The 18,053-nt window shown below is 78.2% G+C and carries 19 protein-coding genes; 15 read left to right on the forward strand and 4 right to left on the reverse strand.

Annotated elements, in window-relative coordinates; all coding sequences use genetic code 11:
- Nucleotides 1-118: 118 nt before the first annotated feature.
- Nucleotides 119-535, forward strand: coding sequence for a response regulator (locus CHB98_RS10045; RefSeq protein WP_089305461.1), 417 nt, complete (start codon nt 119-121; stop codon nt 533-535).
- On the forward strand, nt 532-1,575 hold the full coding sequence (trpD, locus tag CHB98_RS10050) for an anthranilate phosphoribosyltransferase (RefSeq protein ID WP_089305462.1): 1,044 nt from the start codon (nt 532-534) through the stop codon (nt 1,573-1,575). Before CHB98_RS10045 ends, trpD begins: the two co-directional genes overlap by 4 nt.
- A 7-nt stretch (nt 1,576-1,582) precedes the next feature.
- On the opposite strand, the gene CHB98_RS10055 is transcribed toward trpD, so the two are convergent.
- Together CHB98_RS10055 and CHB98_RS10060 are read right to left on the reverse strand one after the other, a co-directional pair.
- Nucleotides 1,583-1,861, reverse strand: a complete 279-nt coding sequence (locus CHB98_RS10055; protein ID WP_089305463.1) for an Lrp/AsnC family transcriptional regulator — start codon at nt 1,859-1,861, stop codon at nt 1,583-1,585.
- Nucleotides 1,858-3,723, reverse strand: coding sequence for a DEDD exonuclease domain-containing protein (locus CHB98_RS10060; RefSeq protein WP_281251852.1), 1,866 nt, complete (start codon nt 3,721-3,723; stop codon nt 1,858-1,860). The genes CHB98_RS10055 and CHB98_RS10060 overlap by 4 nt, the downstream gene beginning before the upstream one ends.
- Nucleotides 3,724-3,904: 181 nt before the next feature.
- On the opposite strand from CHB98_RS10060, the gene CHB98_RS10065 reads away from it, so the two are divergent.
- The 4 genes from CHB98_RS10065 to CHB98_RS10080 all read left to right on the forward strand — a co-directional run bounded on the left by CHB98_RS10065 (nt 3,905) and on the right by CHB98_RS10080 (nt 8,481).
- Nucleotides 3,905-5,602 (forward strand): M15 family metallopeptidase, encoded by a 1,698-nt coding sequence (locus tag CHB98_RS10065; protein ID WP_089305464.1) that lies wholly within the window; start codon nt 3,905-3,907, stop codon nt 5,600-5,602.
- Nucleotides 5,603-5,698: 96 nt separating this feature from the next.
- Nucleotides 5,699-6,061, forward strand: a complete 363-nt coding sequence (locus CHB98_RS10070; RefSeq protein WP_089305465.1) for a hypothetical protein — start codon at nt 5,699-5,701, stop codon at nt 6,059-6,061.
- Between the two features lie 33 nt (nt 6,062-6,094).
- Nucleotides 6,095-7,363: a M48 family metallopeptidase gene (locus tag CHB98_RS10075; RefSeq protein WP_089305466.1), complete on the forward strand. Its 1,269-nt coding sequence runs from the start codon at nt 6,095-6,097 to the stop codon at nt 7,361-7,363.
- Nucleotides 7,360-8,481 (forward strand): glycosyltransferase family 4 protein, encoded by a 1,122-nt coding sequence (locus CHB98_RS10080; protein WP_089305467.1) that lies wholly within the window; start codon nt 7,360-7,362, stop codon nt 8,479-8,481. The genes CHB98_RS10075 and CHB98_RS10080 overlap by 4 nt, the downstream gene beginning before the upstream one ends.
- Nucleotides 8,482-8,490: 9 nt before the next feature.
- Here CHB98_RS10080 and CHB98_RS10085 read toward each other — a convergent pair whose 3' ends face one another.
- Nucleotides 8,491-10,302, reverse strand: coding sequence for an AMP-dependent synthetase/ligase (locus CHB98_RS10085; RefSeq protein ID WP_089305468.1), 1,812 nt, complete (start codon nt 10,300-10,302; stop codon nt 8,491-8,493).
- 157 nt (nt 10,303-10,459) lie between these two features.
- On the opposite strand from CHB98_RS10085, the gene CHB98_RS10090 reads away from it, so the two are divergent.
- From CHB98_RS10090 to CHB98_RS10105, 4 genes are read left to right on the forward strand one after another with little or no spacing between them, the layout of a single operon-like run.
- Nucleotides 10,460-10,894 (forward strand): SRPBCC family protein, encoded by a 435-nt coding sequence (locus CHB98_RS10090; RefSeq protein WP_089305469.1) that lies wholly within the window; start codon nt 10,460-10,462, stop codon nt 10,892-10,894.
- A gap of 7 nt (nt 10,895-10,901) precedes the next feature.
- Nucleotides 10,902-12,056 (forward strand): ArsA family ATPase, encoded by a 1,155-nt coding sequence (locus CHB98_RS10095; protein WP_089305470.1) that lies wholly within the window; start codon nt 10,902-10,904, stop codon nt 12,054-12,056.
- On the forward strand, nt 12,053-12,355 hold the full coding sequence (locus CHB98_RS10100) for a hypothetical protein (RefSeq protein WP_089305471.1): 303 nt from the start codon (nt 12,053-12,055) through the stop codon (nt 12,353-12,355). Before CHB98_RS10095 ends, CHB98_RS10100 begins: the two co-directional genes overlap by 4 nt.
- Entirely contained in the window at nt 12,356-13,360 is a 1,005-nt protein-coding gene (locus CHB98_RS10105; protein WP_089305472.1) for an ROK family glucokinase, read from the forward strand.
- On the opposite strand, the gene CHB98_RS10110 is transcribed toward CHB98_RS10105, so the two are convergent.
- The gene (locus tag CHB98_RS10110) at nt 13,357-14,037 is read right to left on the reverse strand and encodes a hypothetical protein (RefSeq protein WP_089305473.1); all 681 of its coding nucleotides are present in this window, start codon (nt 14,035-14,037) and stop codon (nt 13,357-13,359) included. The two genes, CHB98_RS10105 and CHB98_RS10110, sit on opposite strands and share 4 nt — an antisense overlap.
- Before the next feature lie 167 nt (nt 14,038-14,204).
- Here CHB98_RS10110 and CHB98_RS10115 point away from each other — a divergent pair, with 167 nt between their 5' ends.
- The 5 genes from CHB98_RS10115 to CHB98_RS10135 all read left to right on the forward strand — a co-directional run bounded on the left by CHB98_RS10115 (nt 14,205) and on the right by CHB98_RS10135 (nt 18,030).
- Nucleotides 14,205-14,969, forward strand: coding sequence for a lysophospholipid acyltransferase family protein (locus tag CHB98_RS10115; RefSeq protein WP_245821053.1), 765 nt, complete (start codon nt 14,205-14,207; stop codon nt 14,967-14,969).
- 73 nt (nt 14,970-15,042) lie between these two features.
- A complete protein-coding gene (locus CHB98_RS10120; RefSeq protein WP_089305474.1) occupies nt 15,043-15,525 on the forward strand; it encodes a polyadenylate-specific 3'-exoribonuclease AS in 483 nt (160 codons plus the stop codon).
- A gap of 69 nt (nt 15,526-15,594) precedes the next feature.
- Complete coding sequence (locus CHB98_RS10125) at nt 15,595-16,806, forward strand: PucR family transcriptional regulator (RefSeq protein WP_218822319.1); 1,212 nt, start codon at nt 15,595-15,597, stop codon at nt 16,804-16,806.
- Between the two features lie 91 nt (nt 16,807-16,897).
- Nucleotides 16,898-17,359, forward strand: a complete 462-nt coding sequence (locus CHB98_RS10130; protein WP_143425051.1) for a hypothetical protein — start codon at nt 16,898-16,900, stop codon at nt 17,357-17,359.
- Between the two features lie 11 nt (nt 17,360-17,370).
- Nucleotides 17,371-18,030 (forward strand): hypothetical protein, encoded by a 660-nt coding sequence (locus CHB98_RS10135; protein WP_089305476.1) that lies wholly within the window; start codon nt 17,371-17,373, stop codon nt 18,028-18,030.
- Nucleotides 18,031-18,053: the final 23 nt, after the last annotated feature.

Consider the following 18,053-nt stretch of genomic DNA (forward strand, 5'->3'; position numbering starts at 1 on the left):
GCACCGGTTCTGCGGAGGCCACGACCGCGGGTCGGAGTCGGGGCGCGGCCGTGACCTCCCCGATACCGAGTCGGCGTCCTGACCGGTCGGTGGGCGCGCTGCCACTACGCTCGCCGCCGTGAGCGACGCCGCCCCGGCCACCGTCCTGGTCTACAGCTCCCGGTCCGACGTGCGGACCGCGGTGCGCACCGCGGTGGGCCGCCGCCCGGCCGCCGACGTGGGCCCCCTGACCTGGGTCGAGTGCGCCACCGGGGACGAGGTCGTCCGCACGGTCGACGGCGGCGGCGTGGACCTGTGCATCCTCGACGGCGAGGCGCAGCCGACCGGCGGCCTGGCGCTGGCCCGCCAGATCACCGTCGAGGTCGCCGACCGCCCGGCGCTGTGCGTCCTCATCGCCCGCCAGCCCGACCGCTGGCTGGCGCACTGGTCGCGGGCCGACGCCACCCTGCCGTTCCCGGTCGACCCGCTGACCGCCCCCGCCGTCGTCGCCGACCTGCTGCGCGACCGGGTGGGGCGGCGCCCGGTCCGCCGGTGAGCGCCGGACCGACCTGGCCGGCCCTGCTCACCCGCGTGCTGGCGCGCGAGGACCTCACGGCCGCGGACACCGCCTGGGCGATGCGCGAGGTCATGGCCGGCGAGGCCACCCCCGCGCAGATCGCCGCGTTCGCCGTCGCGCTGCGCGCCAAGGGCCCCTCGGCGGGGGAGGTGGCCGGCCTGGCCGACGAGATGCTCGCCCGGGCCACCCCGATCGCGCTGGACCGCGCCTGCGTCGACATCGTCGGCACCGGCGGCGACGGCGCGCACACCGTCAACATCTCCACGATGGCCGCGGTGGTCACCGCCGCGGCCGGCGTGCCGGTGGCCAAGCACGGCGGCCGGGCGGCGTCGTCGTCCTCCGGGGCCGCCGACGTGCTCGAGGCGCTCGGCCTGGCCATCGACCTGCCCGCGCCCGCCGTGGCGCGCTGCGTCGTCGAGGCGGGCATCGGCTTCTTCTTCGCGCCGGTCTTCCACCCGGGCATGCGGCACGCCGCCGCGCCGCGCCGCGAGCTGGGCATCGCCACGGTCTTCAACTTCCTGGGGCCGCTGACCAACCCGGCCCGGCCGGTGGCCTCGGCGATCGGCTGCGCCGACCCCCGGATGGCCCCGGTGATGGCCGAGGTGCTCGCCGCCCGCGGCATGCGGGCACTGGTCTTCCGCGGCGACGACGGGCTCGACGAGCTGACCACCGCGACCACGTCGTCGGCCTGGGTGGTCCGTGACGGCGAGGTGGTGCCCGAACGCGTCGACCCCGCCGCCCTGGGCCTGGCGCCGTCCCCGGCCGACGCGCTGCGCGGCGGGGACCCGGCGTTCAACGCGGACGTCTTCCGGCGGGTCGTGGGCGGGGAGCGGGGGCCGGTCCGCGACGCGGTGCTGCTCAACGCGGCGGCCGCGCTGGCCGCCTTCGACGAGCGGGCCGGGCGGCTGCACGACGCACTCGCGGCGGGGACGGCGCGCGCGGCGGAGGCGGTCGACGACGGCCGGGCCGCGGCGCTGCTGGAGCGGTGGGTGTCGGTCAGCCGCTCGCTGCGCAGCTGACCGCCCTTCAGTCGAGGCCGATGGAGAAGGCCGCCTCCAGGTCGTGCCGGGAGTAGGCGCGGAAGGCGATGTGCGTCTCGGTCTCCAGCACGCCGGGCACCTTGTTGATCCGCCCGGCGATCACCTCGGCGACCTGCTCGAACTCGCGCACCCGCACGATGGCGACCAGGTCCACCTCGCCGGCGGTCGAGTAGACCTCGCTGACCCCGTCCAGGTCGGCGACGGCCGCGGCCACCTCGGGGATCGAGTCCGTGGCGGCGTCGATCATGACGATGGCGGTGATCACGCCGGCGATGCTATCCGGGCCGCGGGGGCCGCGGAGACGCGTTCGGGGCGGCTGCGGGTGCCCAGGGCGCGGCCGTCGGCGAAGGGGTCCCGGCCGGCCCGGCCGGCCTCCACCCGGTCGAGGAAGTCGGTGTAGCGGCCGGTGCCGGGGACCGGGCAGGCCAGCGTCCCGTCGACCTGCACCAGCCGGGTGCCGGGCTTCTCCATCCAGCGCAGCACCAGCTCGGTCTCGTCCACCGTGGCGGCCAGCTCGCCGTCGGGGCCGGTCGTGGTCTCGGCGGTGGCCAGCAACCCATCGAGGGTGGCCCGCACGGAGCTGCCGCGGGCCGCGCACCCGGCGGCCACCAGCCGCCCCCGGCGGACGACGGACAGCTGCCAGCCGCCCTCGCCGTCCGGTCGGGCCAGGACCAGCTCGGGCACCGCGGCGAGGGACTCCAGCCGCTGCCGCCGCCGCACCGCGCGGACCAGCACGGCGACCCGGTCGCGCAGCACGGCGGCGTCCTCGTAGCGCTCCTGGGCGGCCAGCCTGTCGACCCGCGCCAGCAGCGGCGCGAGCAGCAGGTGCGGGTCGGCGGCCACCGCGGTCCGCAGGACGGCCGCGACCGCGCCGTACTCCTCGACGGACTGCGCGCCGGTGCACGGGGCGCCGCAGCGGCCCATGCCGGCCAGCGCGCAGGCGGGCCTGTGCACCCGCACCGACAGCCGGCCGGTGCACTGGCGCAGCGGCAGCGACTCGTGGACGGCGGCCACGGCGGCGTCGGCGGCCCGCCGGTCGGGGAAGGGCCCGAGGAAGACCCCGGCGCCGGGGCGCACCCGGCGGACGACGGACAGCCGCGGGAACGGCTCCTCGGTCAGCCGCACCCACAGCGCCCGCTCGGGGAACCGGGAGCGGCGGTTGTAGCGCGGCTTGTGCTCGGCGATGAGCCGCAGCTCGCGGACGGCGGCCTCCAGGCCGTGCGCGCACGGGATGGCGTCCACCCGCCGGGCGAGGGCGACCATCTCGGTCATCCGGCTGCGCTGCTCGCCGGCGGTGAAGTAGCTGCGCACCCGGGTGCGCAGGTCCCCCGACGTCCCGACGTACAGCGGCTCGTCGCGGGGGCCGCGGAACAGGTACACGCCCGGGCCGTGCGGCACGTCGTCGGCCAGGTGCCGCTTGCGCAGCCGGTCGGGGTCGACCTGGCGGGTGAGCCCGGTCAGCTCCTCCAGGCTGGTGATCCCCAGCGGGCCGAGCCGCTCGAACAGCCCGTGCAGCACGTCGACGGTGGCGCGGGCGTCGGCCAGCGCGCGGTGGCAGGGCTCGGTGGTGGTGCGGAAGTACGGCGCCAGGGTGGCCAGCTTGCAGTTGGGCACCTCGTCGCGGCTGAGCAGCCGGCGGGCGAGGACGGCGGTGTCCACCGAGGCGGCGGCCGGCCAGGCGACGCCGGTCTGCGCGCAGGCGGCGCGCAGGAAGCCCAGGTCGAACGGCGCGTTGTGGGCGACCAGCACCGCGCCGCGGGCGAACTCCAGGAAGTGCGGGAGCACCGCGTCGATGCGGGGGGCGGCGGCCACCATCGTCGAGGTGATGCCGGTGAGCACGCTGATGTAGGGCGGGATCTCGCAGCCCGGGTCGACCAGGGTCTGGAACTCGCCGAGGACCTCCCCGCCGCGCACCTTGACCGCGCCGATCTCGGTGATGGCGCAGTCCTTCGGCGACCCGCCGGTGGTCTCCAGGTCGACGACGACGAACGTCACCCCCGCCAGCGGGGTGCCCAGCTCGTCGATGGTGGCCTGCTCGAAGCGGGGCAGCCCGGCGGCGGCGCGCGCCGCCGTGCCGGCCAGGCGGGCGGGGGAGAGCGGCACCGGCCGGGCGGGGGAGGAGCGCACGGGCGGACGGTAGGTCGGGGCGCCGACAGTCCCGGGGACGGCGCGCCGGGCCGGCGGCCGCGCGTCCGGTACGTCTCACCCGGGAGGGCGGGACCGGCGGCGCGCGGCTGGCCGCCGGGCACCGCGCCGGTCACCATCGGCGCAGTCGGAGCCCGGTCCAGGACACGTACGGAGGTGCCCGATGCGCCGGAGCTCCCTCGCCGTGGCGGTGGTGGCCGCCCTGCTGCTCGCCCCCGTCCCGGCGCTGGCGGCGCCCGGCGACCCCCCGGCCGGCTCGGCCAGCCTGCTGGACAGCCCCGAGCTCGACGAGCTGCAGCGGCGCGCCGCGGCCGTCCAGGCCGACTTGCAGCGGCGCCAGGCGCGGGTGCTCGAGGCCCGCGCCGCCCTGGACGCCGCGCGGGCGGCCGCCGCGCAGGCCGAGGCCGACATCGCCGTGGCCGAGGCGGAGCTGGCGCGGGCCCGCGCCGAGGTGGCCCGGCACGCCTCGGCGGTCTACCGGGACGCGGGGGAGGTCACCGCCCTGACCGTGCTGCTGGGCGGCGGCGGCCCGGGGGACGTCGTCGCCGCGGCCGGCCTGCTGGACGCCGCCGAGCGGCACGCGGCCGCCGTGGTGGGCGCCGCCGAGCGCCGGCGCCAGGAGGCCGCCGCCCGCCGGTCGGAGGCGGAGTCGGTGCGGGCGACCGCGCGGGCCCGCGCCGCGGAGCTCACCGGCCAGATCGAGGAGCTGGAGGCGGCCGCCGCCGCCGCGACCCGGCAGCTGGAGGCCGCGGTCGCCGCGGCCGACCGCGAGCTGGGCCGCCAGCGGGCGGAGCAGCGCGCGGCCGGCCGCGAGGCGGCGGCCGCGTGGCGCGACCGGCTGGACCGGCTGGCCGCCGCGGGCGCCGACCTGCCGCCCGCGGCGGCGCTGCGCGACCCGGCGGCGGGCCTCCCGGAGGGGCTCGAACCGCTGCCCGCGGCCGACGGCGGCGCGCAGGCCGGCGCGGCGCAGCTGCCCGGCTCCCCGCTCGTGGTGCTGCCCGCCGAGACCGTCGCCGCGGTCAGCGCCGCCGTCGACGCCCTGGACCGGCCCTACGCGGCCGGGGCGACGGGGCCGGGCGCGTGGTCCTGCGGCGGCCTGGTGCAGGCGGTGCACGCGGCGGCCGGCATCGACCTGCCGCGCGACCAGGCCGGGCTCTACGCGGTCACCACGCCGGTCGACCCGGCCGACGTGCTGCCCGGCGACCTCGTCTTCCTCGGCGACGGGACGGCGGGGCTCGGCAACGTGGGCATCGCGCTGGACGGGCGCACCGTGCTGGCCGCCGACGCCCGTGCCGGGGCCGTGGTCGTCGGGCGGCCCGCGGCGAGCCGGGTGCTGGCGGTCGGGCGGCCGAGCCTGGGGCGGCGCCCGGCCGCCGCGGCGCCGGGGCCGTCCGCGGGGACGCTGCCGGTCGAGTGCGGTGCGGTCCGCCACCCGCCGTCGACGACCGGCGGGCGCGCGTGGGGCGGCTTCCCCAACGGCCTGGTGCCGCCCGGCTCGATGTGCCCGCTGGGGGTCGCCGGTCACCTGCTGCGCTGCGACGCGGCCGCGGCCTACCGCGAGCTGGCCGCCGCCTTCGCCGGGGCCTTCGGGCGCCCGCTGTGCATCACCGACTCCTACCGGACCTACGCCGCGCAGGTGCGCCTGTACGGGGAGAAGCCGGAGCTCGCCGCGGTGCCGGGCACCAGCGAGCACGGCTGGGGGCTGGCGGTCGACCTGTGCGGCGGCGTCGAGCGGTTCGGGACGCCGGAGTACGCCTGGATGGTGGCCGAGGCCGGCCGCTTCGGGTTCGTCCACCCGGGCTGGGCCGACCCCGGCAGCGGGCGCGAGGAACCCTGGCACTGGGAGTACGCCGGCGGCTGAGCCGGAAGTGTCGGTGCCCGCTCCTAGCGTGGCGTCCGGATCGACCGGGGGCCGCGGGGCCCGCGACGGGGCCCGGACAGCAGAGGAGCGCCAACCGTGTTCATCGACTGCGACACCTGCACCGCCCGTGGCACCGGTTGCGGGGACTGCGTCCTCACCGTGCTCCTGGGGGCACCACCGGGCTGGCAGGGGTCCGACCCGGTGGTGGTGCCGGCGGCCGGCCGGTGGGACGGCGGGCTGACCGCCGAGGACGTCGTCGTCGTGCCCCGCCCCGGCACGGTCGTGGAGTTCGACGAGGTGGAACGCCGGGCCGTGCGGGTGCTGGCCGACGCCGGGCTGGTGCCGCCGCTGCGCCACCAGTCCGCGCCGCACCAGTCCGCGCCGCACCGGTCCCCGGCGCGCCGGCCGGCGCCCGAGCGGCGGTCCGGTGGCGCGGCGGCGCGCCGGCGGACCGGCTGAGTGCGGCAGCACGGTCGACCTACCATCGGGCGGGTGAGCCCCCGCCGGGCCGCGCTGCTGGCCGCGGTCGTGCTCGGCGCCGCCCTCGTGGCCGTCCTCGCGCTCGTCCCGCCCTGGACGCTGCTGGCCGAGCCGGCCGGCGGCCGCGCCCCGGCGGACCCCTCGGCGGTGCTCGCGCCGGAGGCCCTGGCCCGCGCGGAGTCCTTCGCCGCCGCCCTGCGCCCGGCCTCGCTCACCTCGCTGGTGCTCGGCCTGGCCGTGTCCGCCGTCGTCGGCCTGACCCCGCTCGGCGCCCGGCTGGTGCGCGCCGTGGCCCGGCCCGCGGGCGGCGGGCCGACCGCGCAGGTGCTGCTCGGCACGGCCGCCGTGGTCGTCGCCGGCCGGCTGGCGACGCTGCCGGTGTCGGCGTACGCCGAGGTGGTCCGCCACCGGTACGGGCTGTCCACCCGCGGCTGGGGCCTGTGGCTGCGCGACGTCGCCGTGTCCACCGCGATCGGGGCCGCGGTCACCGCGCTGGCGCTGCTGGGCTCCCTGTGGCTGGTCCGCCGGGCGCCGCGCTCCTGGTGGGCGTGGGGCGCGGGGGCGGCGGCGGGCCTGGTGGTCCTCGGGTCCTTCCTCCACCCCGTGGTCGTCGAGCCGGCGTTCAACCGCTTCCAGCCGCTGCCGGCCGGCGAGCTGCGCACCCGGCTGCTGGAGCTGGCCGAGGAGAACGGCACCCCGGTGCAGGACGTGCTGGTGTCCGACGCCTCCCGCCGCACCACCGCGCTGAACGCCTACGTGTCCGGCTTCGGCTCGACCCGCCGGATCGTCGTCTACGACACCGCGCTGGAGCGGCTGCCCGAGGACGGCGTGGCGTCGATCGTCGCCCACGAGCTCGGCCACGTCGTCCACCGCGACGTGCTCACCGGCACCCTGGTCGGGGCGCTGGGCGCCGGCGCCGCGGTGGCGCTGTCGGGCTGGCTGCTGACCTGGACGCCGCTGCTGCGCCGCGCCGGTGTGCGCTCGCCGGCCGACCCGGCCGTCGTCCCGCTGGTGCTCCTCCTGCTGTCGGTGGGCGGGCTGCTGAGCACCCCGGTGCAGAACCTGGTGTCGCGGCAGGTGGAGGCCCGCGCCGACCTGCGCGCCCTGGAGCTGACCGGGGACGCCCGGGCCTTCGTGGAGATGCAGCGGCAGCTGTCGGCCACCAACCTCAGCGACCCGGACCCGCCGGCGGCCTGGCAGTGGTTCTTCGGCTCGCACCCGACCGCCGCGCAGCGGATCGCCAACGCGTCGGACTGGCAGCGGCTGCAGGACGCCGGGTGAGGACCCTCGTCGTCACCAACGACTTCCCCCCGCGCCAGGGCGGCATCCAGACCTTCGTCGCCGCGCTGCTCGCCCGCCGCCCGCCGGAGTCCCTCGTCGTGCTGGCCTCGCGCTCGCCGGGCTGGGAGGCCCACGACGCGGCGCTGCCGTACGAGGTGGTGCGGCACCCGACCGGCGTGCTGCTGCCCACCCCCGGCGTGGCCCGCGCCGCGGCTGGGCTGGCCCGGCGGCACGGCTGCGACACCGCCTTCTTCGGCGCCGCCGCGCCCCTGGGCCTGCTCGCGCCGGTGCTGCGCGACGCCGGCGTGCGACGGCTGGTCGGCGCCACGCACGGGCACGAGACCGGCTGGGTGGCGCTGCCCGGCGCCCGGCAGGTGCTGCGCCGGATCGCCTCCGGGCTCGACGTCCTGACCTACATCAGCGACTACACCCGCGGCCGGCTGGCCCCGGCGCTGGGCGCGGTCACCCGGATGGCGCAGCTGTCCCCCGGGGTCGACGTGGACCGCTTCACCCCGGCCGCCGACGGCGTGGCCGTCCGGGAGCGGTACGGGCTGGGCCGGGGGCCGGTCGTCGTCTGCGTCTCCCGGCTGGTGCCGCGCAAGGGGCAGGACGTGCTCGTAGCAGCCTGGCCGCGAGTGCTCGCCCGCCACCCCGGCGCCCGGCTGCTGCTCGTCGGCGGCGGCCCGCTGGAGGGGCGCCTGCGCCGCGCCGTCGCCGAGCACGGGCTGGGGCGCTCCGTCGTCCTCGCCGGCCCGGTGCCGCCGGAGCGGCTGCCGGAGCACTACGCCGCCGGCGACGCGTTCGCCATGCCCTGCCGCACCCGCCGCGGCGGCCTGGACGTCGAGGGCCTGGGGATGGTCTACCTGGAGGCCGCCGCCTGCGGCCGCCCGGTGGTGGCCGGCACCTCCGGCGGGGCACCGGAGACCGTCCGGGAGGGCGTCACCGGGCACGTCGTCGCCGACCCGCGCTCGCCGCAGGAGGTGGCCGCCGTCCTCACCGGGCTGCTGGACGACCCCGAACGCGCCCGCCGGATGGGCGCGGCCGGCCGGGCGTGGGTGGAGCAGCGCTGGTCGTGGACCTCGGTCGCCGCGGCCTTCGCCGGGCTGCTCACGCCCTGACCGCCCCGCTCAGTGCGAGGCGGCCGGGTCGCGCTGGTAGAGCGCCTCGACCTCGGTGTCGAACTCCTTGAGCACCACGGCCCGCTTGAGCTTCAGGCTCGGCGTCAGCATGCCGTTGCCCTCGGTGAAGTCGGCGCCCAGCACGCGGTAGCGCTTGATCGACTCCGCCTGCGACACCGCCCGGTTGGCCTCGGCGACCGCGGCGTCGAGCTCGGCGCGCACGTCGGGGTCGTCGGCCAGCTGGGCGGCCGTCAGGCCGGCGTCCTTGCCCTTGCTCTTCAGCCAGAGCGGGAGGGCCTCCTCGTCCAGGGTGACCAGGGCGCCGATGAAGGGCCGCTGGTCGCCGACGACGATGCACTGGCTGACCAGACGGTGGGCGCGCAGCCGGTCCTCGAGCACGGAGGGGGCGACGTTCTTGCCGCCCGCGGTCACCAGGATCTCCTTCTTGCGGCCGGTGATCCGGACGAAACCGTCGGCGTCGATCTCGCCGAGGTCGCCGCTGTGGAACCAGCCGTCGGCGTCGATCGCCTCCGCCGTGGCCGCCTCGTTGTGCCAGTACCCGCGCATCACGATGCCGCCGCGGATGAGGAGCTCGCCGTCGTCGGCGACGGCGAAGGAGACGCCGGGCAGGGGCCGGCCGACGGTGCCGACGCGCAGCGCGCCGTCGTGGTTGACCGAGGCGGCGGCGGTGGTCTCGGTCAGGCCGTAGCCCTCGAAGACGGTGACGCCGATGCCGCGGAAGAAGTGGCCGAGCCGCTCGCCCAGCGCGGCACCGCCGGAGATGGCGCCCTGGCAGCGGCCGCCGAGCGCGGCGCGCAGTTTGCCGTAGACCAGCCGGTCGAACAGCGCGTGCTGGACGCGCAGCGCCAGGCCCGGGCCGCCGGTGTCCTGCGCGCGGGACCAGTCGATGGCCACCTGCGCCGCGCGGTCGAAGACGCGGCCCTTGCCGTCGGCGTCGGCCTTGGCCTTGGCGCCGTTGAAGACCTTCTCGAACACCCGCGGCACGGCCAGCACGAAGGTGGGCCGGAACTCGCCGAGCTCCTCGACCAGGTTCTTCACGTCCGGGGTGTGGCCGATGACGGTGCGCGTCCTGACGGCGCCGACCTGCATGACCCGCGCCAGCACGTGCGCCAGCGGGATGAACAGCAGCAGCGACCCGTCGGGGTCCATGAACCGGCTGAGCAGGCTCATGCCGTTGCCGACCTCGAACAGGAAGTTGCGGTGCGTGAGCTCGCAGCCCTTCGGCCGGCCGGTCGTCCCGCTGGTGTAGATCAGCGTGGCCGCGCTGTCGGCCGTCAGCGTGGCCCGGCGGGCGTCGAGCTCGCTGTCCGGCACGGACTGCCCCGCGACGGTGAGCGTGCCGACGGCGTCGTCCTCGATGACGAAGACGGCCGCGAGGTCGGGGGCGTGGTCGCGGACGGAGGCCACGGTCGCGGCGTGCTCGTCGCGCTCCACGACGGCCACGGTGGCGCCGGAGTCGGACAGGATCCAGGCGACCTGGTCGGCGCTGGAGGTCTCGTAGACGGGGACGACGACGCCGCCGGCGGTCCAGATGGCGAAGTCCAGGACGGTCCACTCGTACCGGGTGCGCGCCTGCAGCACGACGCGGTCGCCGGCCGCGACACCGGAGGCGATGAGCCCCTTGGCGACGCCGCGGACCTCCTCGCCGAACTCCCGCCAGGTCACGTCGACCCAGCGGCCGTCCACCCGGCGGCGCAGGCCGGTCTCCCCGCCGTGCCGGGTGACGTTCTCGACCAGCATGTCGGGGAGGGCCTCGTCGGAGCCCACCTCGGTGGTCGCGGGGACGCTGAACTCGCGCACGCCTGGTCCTCTCCTGCCCGCCTCGCACCGGGCACCGTTGCCCGGCGCCCGGTCCCGGGGCCGTCTCCCGGGGATCAAACCACTGCCCGGTACCCAAGAGTAGGGACGCTCGCCGTCGCCACCCGCCCGTGTGGGGGCAGCGGCTAGCCTGCTCCGCATGGCCGACCAGTCCACCCAGTCGATCACGGTCGCGGCCCCGCCGGCCGACGTCATGGCGGTCATCGCGGACTTCTCCTCCTACCCGGAGTGGGTCGCCGCGGCCAAGCGGGTGGACGTGCTGGACAGCGGGCCGGACGGCCGGGCCCGCCGCGTCCACTTCGTCATCGACGCGGGCGGGGTGAAGGACGACTACGTCCTGGAGTACACGTGGGACGGCGACCGGCGGGTGTCCTGGCACCTGGTGCAGGGCCAGATGCAGAAACGCCAGGAGGGCTCCTACACCCTCGCCGGGACCGCCCAGGGCACCACCGAGGTCACCTACGCGATCGCCATCGACCTGAGCATCCCGATGCTCGGGATGGTCAAGCGGAAGGCGGAGAAGGTCATCCTCGACACGGCGCTCAAGGAGCTGAAGAAGCGCGTGGAGAGCTAGCCGGCCGGTGCGCACGCTGCTGCTGACCGGCCCCGGCGGGGCCGGTACCTCGACCCTCGCCGCGGCCACGGCCGTCCGCGCCGCGGCCCGCGGCGCCCGCACGCTGCTGCTGCAGCGCCCGGGTCGCGCGCCGGGCGGTCCGGACGGCGTCCCCGGGCTCGCCGTCGACGCCGTCCCGCCGCTGGCCGCGGCCGAGTCGCTGTGGGCGTCCGCCGGTGACGCGCTCGCCGCCGTCCCCGGCCTGACGCCGCCCCCGCCGTCGTCGGTCGTGCCGCTGCCCGGCGTCGCCCCGCTGGCCCTGCTCGCCCGGCTGGCCCGCGCCGCCGCCGGCGACGAGGCCGACACGGTGGTCGTCGACGCCGGCCCGCTGGAGGACGGCGTCGCGCTGGTCGGCCTGCCCGGCACGCTGCGCTGGTGGCTGGACCAGGCGCTGCCCACCCGGCTGCGGGTGCTGGCCGCGGTCCGCACCGCCGCGGTGCGCTCCGGCACGGCGGTGCCCGGCCCGGTCGACACCGTCCTGGACGCCCTGCCCGCCCTGGAGGCCGCGCTGGGCCGGCTCGCCCTGGACGACCCCGCCGCCGTCGAGGTGCGGCTGGTGGCCGAGCCGCGCGCCTCCGCCGTCCCGGCGCTGCGGCGGGCGGTGACCGCGCTGGCGCTGCACGGCCAGCAGCCGGCCGCCGTCCTCGCGCGGGTGCTGCCCGGCGGCGCGGGGGAGTGGTGGGCGCGGCGCGCCGCCGAGCAGGACCGCGCGCTGGCCGCGCTCGCCGAGCTCGCCCCGCTGCAGCGGGTCGGGGAGGCCGCCACCGAGCCGGCCGGTGCCGCCGAGCTGGCCGCCCTCCTGCCGGACGGGGACGGCGCCGCGCCGGTGGCCGCCCTGGCGCCGTCGGTGCACCGCGGCGACGGGGTGCGCCGGCTGGTGCTGCCCCTGCCCTTCGCCGAGCGGGCCGGCCTGGACCTGACCCGCTGGCAGGACGACCTGGTCGTCACCGTGGCCGGCGCGCGCCGCTCGCTGCCGCTGGACTCCCTGCTGCGCCGCTGCGTGGTCACCCGCGGCACCCTGGCCGACGCCGGCACCCGCCGGGCGCGCCTGGAGGTCACCTTCACACCCGATCCGCAGCAGTGGCCGGCCGACCTGCTGGCCGCCGAGGGGAGCAGACCATGACCGACGCACCGGACTGGGTGGACCAGGCCCGCCTGTTGGTGACCGGGCTGGGCCGGACGCTCGGCCAGGCGCTGCGGGAGGAGGCCGCCGGTGCCCACGACGCGGACTGCCGCTGGTGCCCGGTGTGCCAGGTCGCGGCCGTGGTGCGCGGCGAGCGGCCCGAGGTGACCGATGCGCTGGCCGACGTCCTCACCGCCGCGGCGGCCGCGCTGCGCAGCGTGGCGGAACCCGCGCCCGCCCCGGACGACCGCCCGGCCGAGCAGCCGCGGCCGCCGGTCCAGCACATCGAGATCGCCTGAGTGGCCGGCTCCCGGGACCCCGCCCACCCCGCCGCCGGCCTGCCCGCCCTGGGCATCGACATCGGCGGCACCAAGGTGGCCGGCGGCGTCGTCGCCCCGGACGGCACGGTGCTGGCGACCGCGCGCCGGGCGACCCCCGGCTCCTCGGTGACCGAGACTGAGGACGCCATCGCCGCGGTGGTCGACGTGCTCGCCCGCGGGCACGACGGCCCGCTGGTCGGCGTCGGGGTGGGCGCGGCCGGCTGGTTCGACCGCACCGGCGACACGGTGCTGTTCAGCCCGCACCTGGCCTGGCGGCACTTCGCGCTGCGCAAGGACCTGGAGAGCCGGCTGCAGCGGCCGATGTGGGTGGGCAACGACGCCGACGCCGCCGCCTGGGCGGAGTACCGCTACGGCGCCGCCCGCGGGGCCGACCTCGCGCTGATGGTCACCCTGGGCACCGGCATCGGCGGCGGGATCGTCATGGACGGCCGGCTGCAGCGCGGGTCGCACGGCGTCGCCGGGGAGTGGGGGCACATGCGCGTGGTCCCCGACGGGCGGCTGTGCGCCTGCGGCAACCGCGGCTGCTGGGAGCAGTACGCCAGCGGCACCGCCCTCGGCCAGACCGCGCGGGAGGTGGCCCGCAGCTCGCCGGCCGCTGCCGCGCTGCTGCTCGAGCGGGTGGACGGCGACCCCGACCGGCTCACCGGCGAGCACGTGGCCACCGCCGCCTCCGACGGCGACCCGCTGGCCCTGGAGCTGCTGGCGGAGGTCGGGTCCTGGCTGGGGCAGGGGATCGCCGACCTGGCCGCCGTCCTCGACCCGGAGGTCGTCGTCATCGGCGGCGGGGTCAGCGTGCTCGGCGAGATGGTGCTCGGCCCGGCGCGCGAGCGGCTGGAGCGGGCCCTGCCCGGCCGCGGCTTCCGGCCGGGGCCGCGGGTGGTGGCCGCCCGGCTGGGCGCGCAGGCCGGGCTGGTCGGCGCCGCCGACCTCGTCCGCCGCGCCGTCGTCGACGGCGTGCTCTAGACCACCGCGCCGTCGTCGCCGTCGTCGGTGGTGCGCTCGCGCATCCGGGACAGGAGCACCCCGACCCCGCCGGCGACCCCCGCCACGCCGAGCACCAGGCCGAGGTCGGCGGACAGGCCGAGCACCTGCGGCGCGGCCACCAGGACCGCGCCCGCGGCGATCAGCAGCACCGCGTACAGCGACGCCGGCGCCGGTGCGGGCACCGGCGGGGCGGGCGGCGGCTCGTAGTGCTCCTCCGGGCGGTCGAGCACCGACGGCTCGGCCGGCGCCGGCGGCGGGAGGACGGCGGGGTCCCCGTCGACGGCGGTGCGCCCGTGCTCGGCCTCGAACGCGGCGACGATCCGCGCCCACTCGGCGTCCTCGTCGACGTCGCGGCGCACCGGCCGGCGGGTGCGGGCCCGCTCCTGCGCGTGGTCGTCGGCGTGCTGGTCGACCAGCGCCCGCGCCTCCCCGGTGCGGGCGCGGTCGACGAACAGCCGGTCCGACGGCGGGCTGGGCAGCGAGACGGTGCGGGTGTAGGGCTCCACGTCGGCGGAGGGCTCCAGGTAGGCGGCCACGCCGGCCTCCCGCAGGACGTCGAGCAGGTGCTCGCCGACCCGCGGGTCGACGTCGCGCAGCGGCGTCCACAGGGCGGCGTCCAGGCCGTTGTCCCGGCGGCCCCGGCCGCGGCCGCTCACGCGCGCCCCCGGCCGGGCGGGACGGCCGGCACGCCGCCGGGCGTCGGGTCGGGCAGGGACACGTGTCCTCCTCGGGGCCCGTGGGAGCCGGCCGGATCCGGACCCTCGCGGGGTGGAATTGTCCTCCGGCCTCCGGGCTCCCTAGTCTGGCAGCCTCCCGAGGAGGCGTGTTGTTCTACTGGTTCCTCAAGTTCGTGGCGCTCGGCCCGGTCCTGAAGCTGGTGTACCGGCCGCGGGCGGAGGGCGTGCACAACGTGCCGCGCACCGGGGCGGCGATCCTGGCGAGCAACCACCTGTCCGCGGCGGACTGGGTCTTCATGCCGCTGATCGTGCGCCGCCGGGTCACCTTCCTCGCCAAGGCCGAGTACTTCACCGGCACCGGGCTCAAGGGCACGCTGCAGCGGGCCTTCTTCACCGGCGCCGGCCAGGTGCCCATCGACCGGTCCAGTGCCTCGGCCGCGGAGGACGCGATCCTCACCGGGCTGCGCCTGCTGCGCGCCGGCCGGCTGCTGGGCATCTACCCCGAGGGCACCCGCTCCCCGGACGGGCGGCTCTACCGCGGCAAGACCGGCGTGGCCCGGATGACGCTGGAGACCGGGGTGCCGGTGCTGCCGGTGGCGATGACCTACCGGCCGCGCCGGCTGCCCGTGCTGGGCTGGAACCTGCCGGCGGTGGGCATCCGGATCGGCGAGCCGCTGGACTTCTCCCGCTACGAGGGGCTGGCCGGCGACCGCTTCGTCGAGCGCTCGGTCACCGACGAGATCATGTACGAGATCATGACGCTGTCCGGCCAGGAGTACGTCGACGTGTACGGCGCCCGGGTCAAGACGTCCATGGACGCCACCGGGGCCAGCGCCTCGGAGGTGGTCAGCCGGCTGCAGCCGCCCGCCGACGAGGCCGCCGACCGCGCCCCGGAGTCGCTCGCCGGCTGACGGGCCCCCTCGCCTCCCACCGCTCGCCGGCTCGCGGCGGGCCCCTGCGAGGGGGCCACTTACGGTGGGCGGCGTGCGGCGCTTCTTCTACGACACCGAGTTCATCGAGGACGGCACCACCATCGACCTCGTCTCCATCGGCGTCGTGGACGAGGCCGGCCGGGAGTTCTACGCCGTCAGCACCGAGTTCGACGAGAGCCGCGCCATCCCCTGGGTGCGGCGCAACGTGCTCGACCAGCTGCCCCCGCCGGCGGACCGGGCGTGGCGCAGCCGCCAGCGCATCCGCGACGACCTGCTCGCCTTCCTCACCGGCCCGGGCGAGGAGGTCGAGCTGTGGGCCTGGTTCGCCGCCTACGACCACGTCGCGCTGTGCCAGCTGTGGGGGGCGATGCCGGCGCTGCCCCGGCCGATCCCGCGGTTCACCCGCGAGCTGCGCCAGCGCTGGGACGACCTCGGCCGGCCGCCGCTGCCGCCGCGGCCCAGCGGCACCCACGACGCGCTGGTCGACGCCCGGTACAACCTGGCCCGCTGGCGGGCCATGGAGGGCACCGGCTGACCGTTGCGATCCGGTGACGGACGCCGGACCCCCTGGCTCCCGCAGCGGGGGCCCGGGACAGTCCTCCGGGTGGACCCGGCGTCGCGTCCCGCCCCCGCGGTCACCGCGGAGCTCGCCACGGTGGCCGCGCGCGAGCACGGCCTGCCTGCCGGGCTCCTCGACGGGTACCTCGACGCGCTGGTCGCGGTGGCACGGACCGGCCGCCGGCTCCGGGACGCGGAGGAGGCCGCCTGCCGCCGGCTGGGCGGGGAGGCGGCGGCCGGCGGGGTGGCGCTGCCCCGGTTGGTCGACCTGTACATGACCGCCTCGAGGCTGCTGTGGCCGTGCCTGCCGGAGCTGATCACGACGGGTGGGGGAGGGCGGACGGCCGACCTGGTCGCCGTCGGCGAGGCCGTCTGGCGGGCCGCCGACACGGCCGTCGCGGCGCTGGCCGAGGGGCACGTCGACGCGCAGCGGCAGGTGGTCCGGCGCGAGGAGGCGTTCCGCCGGGAGTTCGTCGAGGACCTGCTCACCGGGCGGTCCGAGGTCGGGCCGCTGGTGGAGCGGGCCGAGCGGTTCGGGTTGTCCCTCGCCGCGGCCCACACGGTGGTCGTGGCGGTGACCGACCGGCCGGTCGACTCCGGCATGCCGACGACCGGGTGCATCGAGGACGACGTCCGCACGCGCCTGGGCCCGAGGGGGTTGCTGGTGGCCGTCCGGGACGGGCGGCTGGTCCTGGTGCTGTCGTCGGCTCCGGGCCGCCCCCCGGGTGCCGGGGCGGGCGCGGAGGGGGAGGTCCTGGCGGCCGTGGCCGGGCCGGCCGCGGCCCGGCTCACCCGGCGGACGGCGTGGCGCGCCGGGGTCGGCCGCCCGCACACCGGCCCCCGGGGGGTCCTGCGCTCCTACCGGGAGGCGGTGGACGCGCTGACGGTCGCCGCGCAGCTGGACCTGCCGCAGCGGGTCGTGCACGCGCCGGACATGCTCGTCTACCGGGTCCTGCTGCGCGACGAGGAGGCGATCGCCGACCTCGTGGGCACCGTGCTCGGCCCGCTCACCACAGCCCGTGGGGGCGCCGAGCCGCTGCTGCGGACGCTGGAGTGCTACTTCGCCTCCGGCCGGAACTCCGCCGAGACCGCGCGCCGGCTGCACCTCAGCGTCCGGGCGGTGACCTACCGGCTGGCCAGGCTGCACGAGCTCACCGGCCACCGGCCCGGGGACCCGGCCGCGGAACTGCCGTTGCTGGTCGCGGTGACCGGCGCGCGGTTGCTGGACTGGCCCGGGCGTCCGCTGCCGGTCATGTGACGCCCCTGCCGGGTCCCGGCAGACAGGGACGGCCCGAGACGTCCTCGTCCGCACCTGACCGGGGCGCCGTGGGGTGACGCACGATGGGACCATGGCCGCTCACCCCGATCCGGCGTGCGGGCCGGCCCGGCGTCCGGCGCCGCGCACCGACCGCCGGCGGCGCAGCGGGCCCGCGGCTGCGACGGGTCCGGTGACGGCGCTGCGGGTGGAGGTCCGTCCCGGCCGGCCGCAGCCGGTCGTGGCGGTGACCGGCGACCTGGGCGCCCGCGGGGGACCGCTGCTGGCAGCCCTCGTCGAGTACGTGGCCGCGACGGCCGGCTCGCCCGTGGCGGTGGACCTGGGTGGTGTGTTCTCCGTCGACGCGCACGGCGTCGCACCGGTCCGGCACTCCGGCGTGGTGGTCGTCGCGGCCTCCGCGCCGGTGCGCCACCTGCTCACCGCCCTGGGGGCACCCGTGGTCAGCGGGCCGGTGCCCGGCCCGCGGGCCGCTGCGCCCGGCCGCGGGGCAGCGGCCCGGCCGGTCGCCGGCGGTCGACCGGGACCGGCCGGCTGAGGGGAGGAACCGTGCTGCTCGACGACCCCGGCCCGCGGACGCCGGACCCCACCGGACCGCCGCCGGCCCTGTCCGACCCGGTCCCGCGGTGGTGCCGGGTGCTGGGCGGGGCCGGAGCGGTGGTCATCCCCGCCTACGTCCTGCCCGTCGCGCTGCTCGGCGCGCTGGTGACGCCCGCGTGGGTGGTCCTGCTCACCGGCCCGGTGCTGGGCCTCTTCGTCGCCGCCGTGGTGCTCACCGTGGCCCACCCCGAGCCCGATGTGCCCGGGACCCGTCGGGCGGCGGCCGGCGCCGGCGCGGGTGCGGTCCTGCTCGTCCCGTTCACCGCTGGGCTCGGTCTCCTGGGCGCGACCGGCCTGGGGCTCACGGTCGTCGTGCTCGCCCTGGCGCCGTTCGTCGTCGCCGACCGGGTCTGCCGGCCGGGCGACGACCTGGGACGGGTCCTCGAGCAGGCGTCGGCGCTGCCGACCGGCCGTCTCCTCGACGCCTGGCGGTCGACCGGCGAGGTGCTCCGCGGCCGGCCGACCGCGCGGGACCTGGCGCGGGTCGCCCGCCTGCGCGCCGTGCTGATCGACGAGCTCGCCGGCCGGGACCCGGCCGGGGTCGAGGCCTGGCTGCGCTCCGGGGACGACCGTCCCGACCGGCACGTCCGCGGGCACGTGACCGGCTGAGCGGGTGGCGGCGGGCCCGGCTC

Origin of the sequence: Geodermatophilus pulveris (assembly GCF_900188375.1) — a bacterium.
GTDB lineage: Bacteria > Actinomycetota > Actinomycetes > Mycobacteriales > Geodermatophilaceae > Geodermatophilus > Geodermatophilus pulveris.